The sequence below is a fragment of the Pseudomonas sp. DC3200b2 genome (genome assembly GCF_049895785.1).
Lineage (GTDB): Bacteria > Pseudomonadota > Gammaproteobacteria > Pseudomonadales > Pseudomonadaceae > Aquipseudomonas > Aquipseudomonas massiliensis.
The window spans coordinates 441,641-456,613 of the sequence record NZ_JAFCTA010000004.1 but is presented as its reverse complement, the minus strand read 5'-3'; the positions used below and the strand labels follow the sequence as shown (position 1 = coordinate 456,613).

At 64.0% G+C, this 14,973-nt stretch carries 14 protein-coding genes; 5 read left to right on the top strand and 9 right to left on the bottom strand.

What is annotated here, in order from left to right; translation table 11 throughout:
- Nucleotides 1-10: 10 nt before the first annotated feature.
- The 6 genes from hfq to ACP691_RS14750 form a co-directional block, all read right to left on the bottom strand.
- Nucleotides 11-271 (bottom strand): RNA chaperone Hfq, encoded by a 261-nt coding sequence (hfq, locus tag ACP691_RS14775; RefSeq protein ID WP_040260036.1) that lies wholly within the window; start codon nucleotides 269-271, stop codon nucleotides 11-13.
- An 88-nt stretch (nucleotides 272-359) separates the two neighbouring features.
- Nucleotides 360-1,331 (bottom strand): tRNA (adenosine(37)-N6)-dimethylallyltransferase MiaA, encoded by a 972-nt coding sequence (miaA, locus tag ACP691_RS14770; RefSeq protein WP_426150405.1) that lies wholly within the window; start codon nucleotides 1,329-1,331, stop codon nucleotides 360-362.
- A gap of 1 nt (nucleotide 1,332) precedes the next feature.
- Complete coding sequence (mutL, locus tag ACP691_RS14765) at nucleotides 1,333-3,246, bottom strand: DNA mismatch repair endonuclease MutL (RefSeq protein ID WP_426150407.1); 1,914 nt, start codon at nucleotides 3,244-3,246, stop codon at nucleotides 1,333-1,335.
- Nucleotides 3,243-4,655 carry an N-acetylmuramoyl-L-alanine amidase gene (locus ACP691_RS14760; RefSeq protein ID WP_426150409.1) on the bottom strand — a complete coding sequence of 471 codons (1,413 nt, stop codon included), beginning with the start codon at nucleotides 4,653-4,655 and terminating at the stop codon, nucleotides 3,243-3,245. The genes mutL and ACP691_RS14760 overlap by 4 nt, the downstream gene beginning before the upstream one ends.
- Before the next feature lie 15 nt (nucleotides 4,656-4,670).
- A complete protein-coding gene (tsaE, locus tag ACP691_RS14755; RefSeq protein WP_426150411.1) occupies nucleotides 4,671-5,141 on the bottom strand; it encodes a tRNA (adenosine(37)-N6)-threonylcarbamoyltransferase complex ATPase subunit type 1 TsaE in 471 nt (156 codons plus the stop codon).
- Nucleotides 5,129-6,628 carry an NAD(P)H-hydrate dehydratase gene (locus ACP691_RS14750; protein ID WP_426151098.1) on the bottom strand — a complete coding sequence of 500 codons (1,500 nt, stop codon included), beginning with the start codon at nucleotides 6,626-6,628 and terminating at the stop codon, nucleotides 5,129-5,131. Before ACP691_RS14750 ends, tsaE begins: the two co-directional genes overlap by 13 nt.
- A 64-nt stretch (nucleotides 6,629-6,692) precedes the next feature.
- Between ACP691_RS14750 and queG the strand changes: the two genes are divergently transcribed.
- Complete coding sequence (gene queG, locus ACP691_RS14745; protein ID WP_426150413.1) at nucleotides 6,693-7,766, top strand: tRNA epoxyqueuosine(34) reductase QueG; 1,074 nt, start codon at nucleotides 6,693-6,695, stop codon at nucleotides 7,764-7,766.
- On the opposite strand, the gene orn is transcribed toward queG, so the two are convergent.
- On the bottom strand, nucleotides 7,763-8,305 hold the full coding sequence (orn, locus tag ACP691_RS14740) for an oligoribonuclease (protein WP_040260044.1): 543 nt from the start codon (nucleotides 8,303-8,305) through the stop codon (nucleotides 7,763-7,765). The two genes, queG and orn, sit on opposite strands and share 4 nt — an antisense overlap.
- Before the next feature lie 104 nt (nucleotides 8,306-8,409).
- Between orn and rsgA the strand changes: the two genes are divergently transcribed.
- Nucleotides 8,410-9,441: a small ribosomal subunit biogenesis GTPase RsgA gene (gene rsgA, locus ACP691_RS14735; protein WP_426150415.1), complete on the top strand. Its 1,032-nt coding sequence runs from the start codon at nucleotides 8,410-8,412 to the stop codon at nucleotides 9,439-9,441.
- A gap of 27 nt (nucleotides 9,442-9,468) precedes the next feature.
- Here the strand turns inward: rsgA and motB are convergent, their stop codons facing one another.
- Together motB and motA are read right to left on the bottom strand one after the other, a co-directional pair.
- Complete coding sequence (gene motB, locus ACP691_RS14730; protein WP_426150417.1) at nucleotides 9,469-10,539, bottom strand: flagellar motor protein MotB; 1,071 nt, start codon at nucleotides 10,537-10,539, stop codon at nucleotides 9,469-9,471.
- A gap of 3 nt (nucleotides 10,540-10,542) precedes the next feature.
- Nucleotides 10,543-11,394, bottom strand: coding sequence for a flagellar motor stator protein MotA (gene motA / locus ACP691_RS14725; RefSeq protein ID WP_426150419.1), 852 nt, complete (start codon nucleotides 11,392-11,394; stop codon nucleotides 10,543-10,545).
- A gap of 273 nt (nucleotides 11,395-11,667) precedes the next feature.
- On the opposite strand from motA, the gene ACP691_RS14720 reads away from it, so the two are divergent.
- From ACP691_RS14720 to asd, 3 genes are read left to right on the top strand one after another with little or no spacing between them, the layout of a single operon-like run.
- Nucleotides 11,668-13,188, top strand: coding sequence for an HDOD domain-containing protein (locus tag ACP691_RS14720; protein ID WP_426150421.1), 1,521 nt, complete (start codon nucleotides 11,668-11,670; stop codon nucleotides 13,186-13,188).
- Nucleotides 13,189-13,235: 47 nt separating this feature from the next.
- Entirely contained in the window at nucleotides 13,236-14,051 is an 816-nt protein-coding gene (locus ACP691_RS14715; protein WP_426150423.1) for a rhodanese-like domain-containing protein, read from the top strand.
- A 9-nt stretch (nucleotides 14,052-14,060) separates the two neighbouring features.
- Nucleotides 14,061-14,927 (top strand): archaetidylserine decarboxylase, encoded by an 867-nt coding sequence (gene asd / locus ACP691_RS14710; RefSeq protein ID WP_426150425.1) that lies wholly within the window; start codon nucleotides 14,061-14,063, stop codon nucleotides 14,925-14,927.
- Nucleotides 14,928-14,973: the final 46 nt, after the last annotated feature.

Here is a 14,973-nt window from a genome sequence, read left to right as displayed (position 1 = left end):
CAGGCTCCTATCAGGCGTTTCCAGGCTCGGCGTCATTGTGCTCGGCATCGCCAGCGCTGGGCAGGCGAATGGCGCGTACAGGAACGACGGTAGAGATAGCGTGTTTGTAGACCATCTGGCTGACGGTGTTCTTGAGCAGGATCACGAACTGGTCGAAGGATTCGATGGTGCCCTGCAATTTGATACCGTTGACCAGATAAATCGAAACCGCGACTTTTTCTTTACGCAAAGTGTTCAGGTAAGGGTCTTGTAGCGAATGCCCTTTTGACATGTGCCGCACTCCTTTAAGGATCAATAATAAAACTGCTAAAAATAGTAGCTGACCGGCTTTCCCCCAAGGATAGACGGCAACGCAAGACTCAGCTCAATATGGAGATCGAGCCAAGGTATTTCAAGGACTGCGTCAGATTGTCGCGAGCCAGGCTGTCGAGCCAGTGGAGGTCCTGCCAGCCGCGCAACCAGGTGAACTGCCGCTTGGCCAGCTGGCGAGTCGCGATGATGCCGCGCTCTTTCATTTCAGCGGCGGTAAGCCCGCCATCCAGATGCTCCCACACTTGCCGGTACCCTACCGCCCTGATCGAGGGCAGGCCGGGATGCAAGTCTTCCCTGTCACGCAATCGTCTGACCTCGTCCACGAAGCCCTGTTCAAGCATTTGTTCAAAGCGCTGGGCGATACGCGAATGCAACAGCGATCGCTGCGCCGGCGCGATGGCCAGGCTGGCGACAGTATAGGGCAATTGCGGCTGCGCCGATGCGCCTGCGAGGCCCTTTTCCGCAATTTGCCGCGCGCGCAGGTCGGTCATGCTGACGCCGCCGGCCCGGTAGACTTCCAGGGCACGGATGATGCGCTGGGGATCATTGGGATGGATGCGCGCCGCGGACACCGGATCGACTTGCGCCAGCTCGGCATGCAAGGCGCCGAGCCCCTCGCTGGCAAGCTGTGCTTCCAGGGCCTGGCGCACGGCGGGATCGGCGCTGGGCATGTCTGCCAGGCCATCGAGCAGCGCCCGGAAATACAGCATGGTCCCACCTACCAACAGCGGGATGCGGCCCCGGGCGGTGCTTTGCGCCATGGCCTGAAGCGCGTCGCGGCGAAAGTCCGCGGCCGAGTAGCTGTCGGCGGGGTCGAGAATGTCTACCAGCTGGTGAGGGAAGGCTTCCAGCAACGCCTTTGACGGCTTGGCCGTACCGATGTCCATGCCTCGATAGACCAGTGCCGAATCGACGCTGATCAGATCGCAAGGCAGTACTCTCGCCAGTTCAAGGGCCAGGTCTGTCTTGCCGGAAGCCGTCGGCCCCATCAGGAAGATGGCCGGGGGCAGGCTAGTCATGTCAGCGCCCCCGCAGGAACAGTTTGTCGAGCTCATCCACGCCCAGTTGGGTCCAGGTGGGCCGGCCATGATTGCATTGTCCGCTGCGCTCGGTGGTTTCCATGTCGCGCAGCAAGGCGTTCATCTCGGCGATCGCCAGGCGCCGATTGGCGCGCACCGCGCCGTGGCAGGCCATGGTGCCGAGCAGCTCGTTCAAGTGCGCCTGGATGCGATCGCTGGTGCCGTATTCCATCAGGTCAGCCAACACGTCGGCCACCAGGCGGTTGGCCTCCGCCTGCTTGAGCAAGGCCGGGATCTGACGGATCGCCAGGGTTTCCGGGCCCAGGCGCTGCAGCTCGAACCCCAGGCGGGAAAACCACTGGGCATGCTCTTCGGCGCAGTCGGCTTCACGCTGGCTCAGCGCCAGGGTCTCCGGTACCAGCAGCGGTTGCCCGCTGAGCCCTTCGCTGGCCATGGCGACCTTGAGGCGTTCGTACATGATGCGCTCATGGGCGGCATGCATGTCGACCAGCACCAGCCCATGGGCATTCTCAGCCAGGATATAGATACCCTTGAGTTGCGCCAGGGCAAAGCCCAGGGGTGGAACCTCGCCCTCCTCGGCGGGCAGCGTCGCGCCGGTGGATGCCGCCTCGGGCAAGGGGGCGAAGAAGGCCCGGTAGACGCCCCCCGCCTCCGCCAGCGGCACAGCGGCGGCACGACGCTCGACGCTGGCAGCGTAGTTGCCATTGCCACCCGTGCCCGACGCGGTGCCAAGGTATGACCGGGGCTGGAAAACTTCCTGCTGGACCGAGACCGGCCGAGCCGCCAAGGCTATTTCACCCTGGGGGCCGAATTCGCCGGCCACCGCGCCGGACGGCCGCGCCACTGGGGTCACGGCCACGGGCGCGGCAAGCTGGTCTTGCGGCCGTACCTCGGCCAGGCTCCGGTGCAGAGTGCCATAGAGGAAGTCATGCACCATTCGCCCATCGCGGAAGCGCACCTCATGCTTGGTGGGGTGCACGTTCACATCCACCACCGCGGGGTCGACTTCAAGGAACAGCACAAAGGTAGGGTGGCGTCCGTTGAACAGTACATCCCGGTACGCCTGGCGAACGGCATGGGCGACCAGCTTGTCGCGTACCGCCCGGCCATTGACGAAGAAATACTGCATGTCAGCCTGGCTGCGCGAGAAGGTCGGCAGCCCCACCCACCCCCACAGGCGCAGGCCGCTGCGTTCCACTTCCACCGGCAGCGCCTGCTCGAGGAAGCCCGGCCCGCAGATGGCGCCAACCCGACGGGCACGCATGGACTCGTCGTGGGCTTCGTGCAGGCTCAGCACGCTTTTGCCGTTGTGGCGCAGATGGAAAGCGACGTCGAACCGGGCCAGCGCAAGACGGCGGATCACCTCCTGAAGGTGATCGAACTCGGTTTTCTCGCTCTTGAGAAACTTGCGCCGGGCCGGCGTGTTGAAAAACAGGTCGCGCACTTCCACCGAGGTGCCCACGGGATGGGCGGCCGGCTGAACCCGCGGGGCCATGTCACGGCCCTCGGTTTCCACTTGCCAGGCCTCGCTGGCATCTGCCGTGCGCGAGGTCAGCACCAGGCGCGCCACGGAGCTGATGGAGGCAAGGGCCTCGCCGCGAAAGCCCAGGCTCATGACCCGCTCCAGGTCCTCCAGGTCGCGAATCTTGCTGGTGGCATGACGCGCCAGGGCCAGGGGCAGGTCTTCGCTACGGATGCCCGAACCGTCGTCGCGCACCTTGAGCAGCTTCACACCGCCTTGCTCGACTTCCACATCGATACGCCGGGCCCCGGAATCCAGGCTGTTTTCCAGCAGTTCCTTGATGACCGAAGCCGGCCGCTCTACCACCTCGCCAGCGGCGATCTGGTTGGCCAGGCGAGGGCTGAGCAGCTCGATGCGCGCGGCCTCGGTCATGGTTGCGCCGCCAATGCAGCCGAAGGAATGGTCAGCAGCTGACCTATTTTCAGGGCATCGCTTTTCAAGTCATTGGCACTGCGCAGCGCGCTTACCGACACCTGGTAGCGGGTCGCGATCATCGGCAGGGTTTCGCCGCTGCGGACCGTATGCTGGCTTTCCGAACGCGCCAGCTTGCCCGAATCTCGCAGCCAGGCGATGTAGGTACCCGGCGGCGGATTTTGCTCGAAGAATTGCCGTACCCCGGCCCGAATGGAACGCGCCAGCGCTTGCTGGTGAGACGTGGAGCGCAGCTTGCTCGATTCGCCGGCATTGGAAATGAAGCCGGTTTCCACCAGGATGGACGGGATGTCAGGCGACTTGAGCACCATGAATGCGGCCTGCTCGACCCGGTTCTTGTGCAAGGTGGTGACCCGGCCGATATTGCTGAGCACTTTCTGGCCCACGTTAAGGCTTGAACTCAGGGAGGCGGTCATGGACAGGTCCAGCAACACCCCGGCGAGCATCCGGTCCTTGTCGTCGAGGCTGACGTTGCCCGCGCCGCCGATCAGGTCGGAGCGGTTTTCACTGTCGGCCAGCCAGCGCGCTGTCTCGGAAGTGGCGCCACGCTCGGACAAGGCAAATACCGAGGCGCCATAGGCTGCTGTCGAGGGCGCGGCGTCGGCATGAATGGAAATGAACAGGTCCGCCCCTTTCTTGCGGGCGATCTCCGTACGCTGGCGCAACGGAATGAAGTAATCGCCGGTACGGGTCAGCTCAGCGCGGAAGCCTTTCTCCTGGTTGATCTGCCGCTGCAGTTCCTTGGCGATCTGCAGCACCACGTCTTTTTCATGTTCGCCCTTGGAGCCGGACGCGCCTGGGTCTTCCCCGCCGTGACCGGCGTCGATGGCAATGATGATGTCACGCTTGCCGTTGGGCACCGGCGCCAGCTTGATCTCGGGTTTGGCCGGTGTTACCGGTAGCGCGGGCGTGGTGGCGATGGTAGGCGGCGGCGCGGGCGGTTCGGCGTCCGAAGGCTGGTCGTAGAGGTCCACCACCAGGCGGTTGCCATATTGCTGATTGGGCGCCAGGGTGAAGCTCTTGGGCGTCAGCGGCTTTTTCAGGTCCACCACCACCCGCAGGTCGGTGGGGGTGCGCTGGGCCGTGCGCACGCTGGTGATTGGCGTATTGGCCGTGGAGACTTTCAATGGCGCGTCCAGGGCAGCGCCATTGATATCGATCACCAGGCGATCAGGCGCGGTCAGGGTGAACACGCTGTGCTCCACTGGCCCCGAAAGATCGAAGACCAGCCGGGTATTATCGGGAGCGCGCCACAACCGCATGCTCTTGACTTGCGTGACGGCCATTGCGTCGACCGCGAATACCGTAAGCCAAAGTCCCACGACCGCGACCAGCGCGCGAATGCGCATATGCTCCCCACCTCTTCATTCAATAACCGGCGCCAGGGCGCCTAACCACGATTCGCCACTTGAGCTGCCGGCGCGCAATTCAAGGCGGCGCCCCTGCTCTTGGGCGCTTATGGTAATGGTCAGGTCAGGCTTTGGCAAAACGCCTTGTCCCTTGGCAGGCCATTCCACCAGGCATAGCGCCTCGCCCTGGAAATAATCGCGGATGCCCATGAATTCCAGCTCTTCCGGGTCGACCAGACGGTAAAGATCGAAATGGTAGAGCGACACCCCTTCGAGCTCGTAGGGCTCGACCAGGGTGAAGGTAGGGCTTTTCACCGGCCCTGCATGGCCGAAACCGCGGACGATGCCGCGTGAGAGCGTGGTTTTGCCCGCGCCCAGGTCGCCTTCCAGAAACAGAGTGCCACGCCCACCGGTCGCCTGGGCGAGCTTGCCACCGAACGTTGTCATCGCTGTTTCATCCGGTATGAAGAGCGTCAGGCTTTGCATGGGGCTACCTCCTCGAGCAACCGACGAATGGTGGGAATCAGGTCCACGGCGGCCAGGCCGCGTCCACGGGCGCCTTCAAGCTCACCTGCCCGGGCGTGCAGCCACACCCCCAGGCAGGCCGCCTCGAAGGCTGGCATTTGCTGGGCCAACAAGGCGCCTATCAGGCCGGACAGCACATCCCCCAACCCTGCGGTTGCCATGGCGGGGTGGCCATGGTCACAGACCGCCAGCCGACCTTCTGGCGCGGCGATCAGGCTGCCAGCGCCCTTGAGCACGCAAACCGCCTGATAGGTCCTGGCGAGCGCGCGAACAGCACCCGGCCGGTCCGCCTGCACCTCTTTCACGGACAGGCCCAGCAGGCGCGCGGCTTCGCCAGGGTGCGGCGTAAGCACAGCCCCAGGTGGCAATTGAACCGCTTTTTCCGCCAACAGGTTGAGCGCGTCAGCGTCCCACACCTGAGCCTTGTGCTGGCCCGCCACTACCGATAGCAGGCTCCGCCCCCAAGCCCCGGTACCAAGCCCCGGGCCAGCCACCAATACGCTGGCCGCGGACAGCAGCGCCGGAAGCTGATTGGCCGAGGCCACGGCCGTGGTCATCACTTCCGGCAAACGCGTCAGTGCTGGCGCTACATGCTCGGCGCGGGTAGCCAGGGAGACCATGCCGGCGCCGCTACGTAGCGCGGCTTCGGCTGCCATGAGCGCCGCGCCCCCGGTACCCTGCTCACCACCGACCACCAATACCCGGCCGAACTGACCTTTGTGAGCCGTCGCCCGGCGCGGCTCGGGCCGTGGCAGGTTGTCTGGCCGCAGCAGAGTCGCCTGGCCCGCGGCCTCGCCTACGGAGCCGATGTCAGCCCCCAGGCCGGCGAATGACAACTGGCCTACATGTGCCGCCGCTTCGCCAGTGAACAAACCGAGCTTGAGGCCAATGAAGGTCAGGGTGAGGTCAGCCTGCACCGCACAACCCATGACATGCCCTGTGTCGGCGTTCAGCCCGGAGGGAATGTCCACCGCCAGCACCGCCAGGCCACAGGCATTGATCGCCTCGATCGCCTGCCGGTGCATGCCACTGACCTCCCGACTCAGGCCTGTGCCCAGCAACGCATCCACGACCACACCGGCCAAGGGGGCGCCTGGTTTCCAGGGCCGGGCACCGACGCCAGCCTCCCGCGCCCGAGCCAGCGCGGCGGCGGCGTCGCCCCGAGGTTCCTCAGCCCCGGTGAGGGTATAGAGCGTGACCGTCCAACCCGCCTGCCGGGCCAGCGCGGCGATGAGAAAACCATCCCCGCCATTGTTGCCATTGCCGGCCAGTACGGTCACTTCGCTCGCATCCGGCCAGCGCTCGCGCAGGGCTTGCCAGCAGGCGTCGGCGGCACGCTCCATTAGGGTCAGCCCCGGAGTGCCGGCGGCGATCAGGCGCGCATCCAGGTCTCGAACCTGGGCGGCGCTATGCAGTACGTCGGGTAAGACGGTGTGGGATAAGGGCATCATGCGACCCTGGGTGTGGATGTCTGGCAGAATTATACCCATCAACGCTTTGGTTTCCCTGTCCATGTCCGCTGTTGCACTCGACCTTGAAGAACTCGCCTCGTCCATCAAGACCTGGGGCCGCGAACTGGGCTTCCAGCAGGTAGGCATCAGTGGCCTGGCCCTGGGCGAGCATGAACGGCACCTGCAGCGCTGGCTGGAGGCTGGCCATCATGGCGAAATGGACTACATGCAGGCCCATGGCAGCAAGCGCTGGCGCCCTGATGAACTGGTACCGGGTACGCTGCGGGTAGTGTCGGTCCGCATGGATTACCTGCCAGGCGATACAGGCATGGCCGAGCGGCTGGCCCAGCCGGAAAAGGCCTATATCTCCCGCTACGCGCTGGGCCGGGATTACCACAAGGTGGTGCGTAAACGCCTGCAACAGTTGGCGGAGCGGATTCAATCCAGCATTGGCCCCTTCGGTTACCGCGCCTTCGTAGACAGCGCCCCCGTGCTGGAAAAAGCCATCGCCGAACAGGCGGGCCTGGGTTGGATCGGCAAGAACACGCTGGTGCTCAACCGCAAGGCGGGCAGCTATTTTTTCCTGGGTGAGCTCTTCATTGACTTACCGTTGCCGGTAGATCCTCCCCAGGCCAGCGAACACTGCGGCAAATGCCGTGCCTGCCTGGACATCTGCCCTACCAACGCCTTCGTGGGACCCTACCAGCTCGACGCCCGACGTTGCATTTCCTACCTGACCATCGAATACAAAGGCTCGATCCCCGAGGCGCTGCGCCCGCTGATCGGCAATCGGGTATTTGGCTGCGACGACTGCCAGCTGGTTTGTCCGTGGAACCGTTTCGCCCGCCCCACGGGCGAGGCGGACTTCAGCCCTCGGCACGGCCTGGACAACGCTGAGCTGGCAGCCCTGTTCCGCTGGGACGAGCAGCAGTTCCTCAGCCAGACCGAAGGTTCGCCCCTGCGCCGGGCCGGTTACGAGCGCTGGCTGCGCAACCTGGCGGTGGGGCTGGGCAATGCTCCGACCACCATTGCCGTGATGGAGGCGCTGCGGGCACGCCAGGCGGACCCGTCGCCGCTGGTGCGCGAGCACGTGGCCTGGGCCTTGGCGCGCCATGGCGAATCGGTCGCCGGCTAGGCCTTGATGAAGTGCTCGCGGTAGTGCTGCAGCTCGGCAATGGAGTCGCGGATGTCATCCAGGGCCAAATGACTGCCGCCCTTCTTCAGGCTGTCGCGTACCTGCGGCGCCCACAGGCCAGCGAGGATCTTGAGCGTGGAGACGTCCAGGTTACGGTAGTGGAAGTAGCTTTCCAGCTCCGGCATGTGACGGTAGAGGAAGCGCCGATCCTGGCAGATGCTGTTGCCACAGATGGGCGACTTGCCCTTGGGCACCCACTGCTGAAGAAAATCGAGGGTCTGTCGCTCGGCCTCGGCCATTGAAACCTTGCTGTCGCGCACACGCTGGGTCAGGCCGGAGCCGCCATGCTGGCGGGTGTTCCATTCATCCATTCGAGCCAGTACTTCGTCGCTGTGGTGGATGGCGATGACCGGGCCTTCGGCCAAGGTATTGAGTTCGCTATCAGTGACGATGGTCGCCATTTCGATGATGACATCGGTATCCGGATCCAGGCCGGTCATTTCCAGATCGATCCAGATCAGGTTGGTGGGGTTGAGCATTGAAACCTCCTCGACAAGACTGCCAAGTGTAGCTTACCGGCGCATGCTAGACTCGCGGCTCGACCCATCGCCCGCAACCGCGCGCCCTCTTTTCCGGTACCTCCATGGCCAAACGCCAGCTCAACCGTCGCCAGGCCTGGCGCATCGATAAAATCCAGAATGAACGCGCCGCCCGTGCCGCCAAGCGCGAGTCCCAAGCCGAGCAAGTGCTGGAAGGCGGTGACCTGGGCCCTGAAGAAACCGGGCTGATCATCGCCCACTATGGCGTACAGGTAGAGGTCGAAGCCCAGCAGGGCGAGCATGCCGGTGAAGTGTTCCGCTGCCATCTGCGCGCCAATCTCCCCGCGTTGGTAACCGGCGACCGAGTGGTATGGCGGGCGGGCAACCAAGGCATCGGCGTGATCGTGGCGCAACTGCCACGTAGCACTGAGCTGTGCCGTCCGGATGCCCGCGGCCAACTCAAGCCAGTGGCGGCGAACGTGGACTTGATCGTGATCGTCTTCGCGCCCGCGCCGGAGCCCCAGGCCAACCTGATCGACCGCTACCTGGTGGCTGCGGAGCACGCAGGGATTCGCCCGCTTCTGCTGCTCAACAAGGCCGACCTGATCGACGCGGGCAACGAAGCACGCCTCAACGACCTGCTCGAGGCCTATCGCCAGCTGGGCTATCCGTTATTGGAAGTCTCGGCCCATCAGGGCGATGGCATGCAGCAGCTCAAGGAGCGGCTCAAGGGCCATACCAGCGTATTCGTCGGGCAGTCCGGCGTGGGCAAGTCGTCCCTGGTCAATGCGCTGCTGCCTGAGGCCCAGGCCAGGGTAGGCGCACTGTCCGACTGGTCGGGGCAAGGCACTCATACCACCACCACGGCCAAGCTGTTCCACTTCCCCCAGGGGGGCGACCTGATCGACTCCCCGGGGATCCGTGAATTCGGCCTGGTGCATGTGAGCCGTCAGGACGTTGAGGCTGGCTTCATTGAATTCGCCGACCTGCTGGGTCGCTGCCGCTTCCGTGATTGCAAGCATGACCGCGAGCCCGGCTGTGCGCTGCTTCAAGCCTTGGAAGACGGCCGCATCCATCCGCAGCGGATGCACAGCTACCGAGCCATCGTCGCTGGCTTGCCGGACGACAGGTATTGACCATAGGGGCCTCGCCGGCCCCTATGATTACAGCTGCTTGCCGGCCGGGGCTTCCATCTTCAACGCACCGCTATCGAAGATGTTCAGTTTTTCCCGCAGGTCCCGAGGTTGTACGGTCGGGGCCCGTCCGGCCACATCGTTGGCCCCGGCACCGGCCGCCGGAGCGGCGGCGCCAGGCGTGGCAGGCGTTGGCGTGGCGGGTGCCGGAGCGGTTGGCGCGGCTGGGGGCGCCGCCGGCTCGTCTGGTTGCTCACCTTCGATGTCGCGCTGGGCCTTCTTGGTCAGCACGATGATATCGATACGACGGTTGACCGGGTTCAACGGATTCTTGCGATCGAACAGCGAGGATGAGCCGTAGCCCACCACTCGGGCAATCTGCGTTTCCGGATAGCTGCCAGCCACCAGAGCGCGGCGCGCCGCGTTGGCACGGTTGGCCGACAATTCCCAGTTGCCGAAGTCCGCGCTTGCCGCGTAGGGCTTGGCGTCCGTGTGGCCGCTGATGCTGACCTTGTTCGGCACTTCCTTGATGGTATCGGCCATCGCCAGAAGAATGTCCTCGAAGTAAGGCTTCAGGCGCGCGCTACCCAGGTCGAACATCGGCCGGTTCTCCGCGTCCATGATCTGGATGCGCAGGCCATCCTGGGTGATTTCGAACAGGATCTGGTCCTTGAACTTCTGCAATTGAGGGTTCTCGTCCACCTTGTTCTGCAATTCCTGCAACAGGAGTTCGAGACGGTCCTTTTCCACCTTCTCAGCGATGTTCTGCGCCTCGTCCGGAGTGACCTGGTTCTCCGCCTCAGGCTTGGGCGGGGCCACCTTGGCTTCCGGGTTGAGGGTGTGGTCCGGCGCCAGCTGCGGCGACCCGCCAAGGTCGATCACATAGGGCGAGCCACTTTCAGTAAAGCCGATCGGGTCCTTGAAGTAACCAGCGATGGCAAGCTTCTGCTCGGGCGTGGCGTTGGACAACAACCACAGCACCAGGAAGAAGGCCATCATCGCGGTTGCGAAGTCGGCGAAGGCAATTTTCCAGGCACCCCCGTGGTGCCCGCCGCCAAAGCGTTTTACGCGCTTGACGATGATCGGCTGATTATTTTCCATGGCTTAGCGACCGCGTACTGCTTGTTCCAGCTCAGCGAAGCTCGGACGGTGGGCCGGGTACAGCACCTTGCGTCCGAATTCCACCGCCAGGGTAGGCGGCATGCCGGAGGCCGAGGCCACCAGCGAGGCCTTGATGGCCTCGAACACGTTCATTTCTTCCTTGGCATCATGGCCAAGGCAGGAAGCCAGGGGCCCGAAGAAGCCGTAGGCTGCGAGAATACCGAGGAAGGTACCTACCAGCGCCGCGCCGACGTGCATACCGATGGCCGCCTTGTCGCCGTCGCCCAAGGACGCCATGGTCACCACGATCCCCAGTACCGCGGCCACGATACCGAAGCCAGGCAAACCGTCGGCGATGCCCTGAACAGCGTGGGAAGGATGCTCGAGCTCTTCCTTCATGCTCAGCAGTTCCATGTCGAACAGGCCTTCCAGTTCGTGAGGCGCCATGTTGCCCGAGGACATGATGCGCAGGTAGTCGCAGATGAACGCGGTCATCCGGGCGTCATTGAGTACGGCCGGGTACTTGGCGAAGATCGGGCTCGCGGCGGCGTCCTCGATATCGCTTTCGATCGCCATCATGCCTTCACGGCGGCTCTTGTTGAGGATCTCGTAGACCAGGCCAAGCACTTCTAGGTAGAAGGCATGGGTGAACCGAGACTTGAACATCTTCAAGGATTTCTTGAGGACGTGCATGGTCATCGAGCCAGGGTTGGCCTGAAGGAATGCGCCAAGGCAGGCACCGCCGATGATCATGACCTCGAAAGGCTGGATCAGGGCCGCGATCTGGCCGTGGGAAAGAACGTATCCGCCGAGCACGCTCGCGAATACGACGATGATGCCGATAATTTTAGCCATAGGTCAGGACACTTCGAAACGTGGGAAAACTGGCACGGGGCCGTTTCAATCTCTGCTTCTACCTATCGGCAGAACTGCGCCAGACTATAGTGACGATTCGTTAGGTTGTGTACGAAAAGTCCGTTAGCCAGCGCTGCACCAGAGGAAGCAGGCAAGGAAGCGACGTTCATATTGTCTAGATCGGCCTTGTGTGCAGCTTCTTGACGCCCCTTGGGCACATTAGGCCACCTTGGCGTATAAACCTGAAAACCGTTCGAGCGAGCGCCGAGCCTTATGTCAGCAGTCCGACAGCAGAATATCGAAGCCTGGATCAAAACCCTGGGCAATGTGCGCATCCCGGTCCCCAAGGTCAGTCATGAACAGGTGTGCCGTGTGCTGAACGATAGCCGCAGCTCGCTGCGTGACATTGCCGACTCCATGCAGCATAGCCCCGCGCTCGTATTGAATGTGATCCGGGAAGCCAACCTCCTGGCCGGAGGTACCCTGGCCGAACCGGCCGAGAGCCTGGAAATCGCCATCAACCGCCTCGGCCTGGCCCGCACTGGGGAACTACTTGCTCGGGTGCCGGCCCTGGAGCCCGACGCCATACCGCTGCCCCTGCGCCAGTTGCAGTTGGTCAGCCAACACGCCAGCCAGCAGGCCAGCGGTTTCTTCGCCGCCCGGCTGGCCCGCTTGTGGCAGGAGATCCATTGGGGCAGCCTTCTGTTCCTGGCGCCCCTGTGGCCCCTGGCAATGGCAGAACCGAAGCTGTTCGAGGAATGGGACCTGCGCGTTCTGCACAAGGGCGAGAATGCGGCGCGGGTGGAGCGCGAACTGTTCGGTGTGCGCGTACTGGAACTGTGCATGGCACTGGCCGAGTACTGGCGCCTGCCAGCATGGGTGCGCCAGGGTTATCGCGCCATGACCGAAGAGCGTCGTTCGCTGGCCAAGGCCATGCTTATCGCACGGCATGAGGATGACCCACTTGGCCAGCAGCGGCAGCTGGATGCCAACCCGGACCTGTATCGCTGGTTCAACCAGCCCGCCACCACCATACTGTTAGCCAATGGCCTGGCGCTGGCTTGCGAGCAAGGCTGGGGCGTGCCCCATGTGCTGCGCTGGCAACAGTTGCTCGCGCTCTACACCCAGGCGCCGCTGGAACAGGTCCAGCAGCAGACCCACCTGCAGGCGGTGCAAAGCGCGCGGATACACGCCGCGCCGGGGGTCTGGCACCCGGCGGCGACGCTGCCCTGGCCGCTTACCGAGCGGCGCCTGCATCCGGGCCTGATGCCGGCGGCGGGCCCAAGCGCCGAAGCCATCGCCCATTGGCGACACCTCTGCACCACCCTGATCAGCGAGCCCAGCCCTTTCAACAACGCCTTGCACCTGACCGGGGTGGCCATGCAAGCGCTGGAAGCCTGCGGCATGCGGCGGATCGCCTTGCTGATGGTCGATAAGGCGCAGGCCAACCTGCGTGTCCATCAGATCGTCGGGTTGCCCAAGGCGGCCAGCGAGCTGAGCATGGCATTGAACCACGCCCCGCTGCTGCAACGCCTGGTTGAACGGCCAGGGCAGTTGCGCCTGACGCCGGAGAACAACGTTTCGCTCTCTCGCCTGATACCGGCAAGCCTGCGGGTCATGTTCCGAGGCGAACACTTGTTGTTGCGCTCGATCACCAGCCAGGACCGCGTCCTGATGCTCCTTCTGGCAGACCAGGGCGGGCTGCCCATGGCCGAGACAAGCGTCCAGGCCTTCACCAAGACAGCCCAGTGCATCGAGCGTGCGTTATCAGTGTTCAGCCAACGCAGCCGTTGAACGTTGCGCTACAATCGCCGCCTGAATCAACCCGAGGGTACGCTTGAATGGCAGACTTTTCCGGCCTAGGCCTGGTCATCGAACCCGCCGAACTGGCCGCGCGCCTCGACGCCACAGGCCTGGTGATAGTCGACCTCACCAGTGCGGCCCGCTATGCCACCGGGCACATTCCCGGCGCGCGTTTCGTCGCCCCGGCCCGCACGCAACTGGGCAAGCCCCCTGCCCCTGGGCTGCTGCCCGATATCAACAGCCTCACGCAGCTGTTCGCCGAGCTTGGACATGGCCCGGAGATGACCTACGTGGTCTATGACGACGAGGGCGGTGGCTGGGCCGGTCGATTCATCTGGCTACTGGATGTGATCGGGCATGGCCGCTACCACTACCTCAATGGTGGTGTGCTGGCATGGGAGGCCGAGGGCCTTCCCTTGAGCACCGAGGTACCGGCGCCCCTGACCGGGCAGCCCCGTCTCGAGCTTCAGGAAGCGCCCACTGCCACGCTCCAGTATCTGCGCAACCGCCTCGGTGCCGCGGACCTGGCCATCTGGGACGCGCGCGGCCCCTTGGAATACCGCGGCGAGAAAGTAGTGGCGGCTCGTGGCGGACACATCCCCGGTGCGATCAATTTCGAGTGGACCGCCGGCATGGACCCGCAGCGCCAGCTACGCTTGCGCCCGGACCTGCGCGAGCGGCTCGGCGAGCTTGGCATCACCCCGGACAAGGAAATCGTCACTCACTGCCAGACCCACCACCGGTCGGGCTTTACTTATCTGGTCGCCAAGGCCCTCGGCTATCCCCGAGTCAAGGCCTATGCCGGATCCTGGGGCGAATGGGGCAACCACCCCGACACCCCTATCGAAGTTTAAGGGCTCCCTATGAAAGATCGGCTGTTTATCCTGTCGCAGTACCTGCTTCCGCACCACCTGGTTTCGCGCCTGGCCGGCTGCGTTGCCGAATGCCGCGCCCGCTGGCTCAAGAACGCCTTCACCGGCTGGTTCGCCCGCCGCTTCAACGTGGACATGAGCGAAGCCCAGGTCGAAGACCTCACCGCCTACGAAAACTTCAATGCGTTCTTCACCCGCGCGCTGAAACCGGACGCTCGACCGCTGGACCCTACGCCCGGCGCCATCCTTTCCCCGGCCGACGGCGCCATCAGCCAGATGGGCGCAATCGAACACGGGCGCGTCTTCCAGGCCAAGGGACACAGCTTCAGCGTACTGGAGCTGCTTGGCGGTGACCCGGCCCACGCGTCGGCCTTCATGGGCGGCCAGTTCGCCACTGTTTATCTCTCTCCTCGGGATTACCACCGCGTTCATATGCCGCTGGCGGGCACCCTGCGGGAAATGATCTACGTACCGGGGCGCATCTTCTCGGTAAACCAGACCACCGCCGAAAACGTGCCCGAGCTGTTCGCGCGCAATGAGCGGGTAGTATGCCTGTTCGATACCGAACGCGGCCCCATGGCCATGGTACTGGTGGGCGCCATGATCGTCGCTTCCATCGAAACGGTCTGGGCTGGCCTGGTGACGCCACCGAAGCGCGCGCTTAAAAGCTGGCGCTACGATGAAGCCGCACGTGCCCCGATCCACTTGGAAAAAGGCCAGGAAATGGGCCGGTTCAAGCTGGGCTCCACTGTGATCATGCTGTTCGGGCCGGACCAGGTCACCTGGGGCCATCACCTGGCGGCGGTCTCGCCGGTACGCATGGGGCAGGCCCTGGGCATGCCCGTCACGGTTTCCTGATTGGTTTGGGTGCGACGTAATCGGGATGCTGTTAGAGTCCGATAGA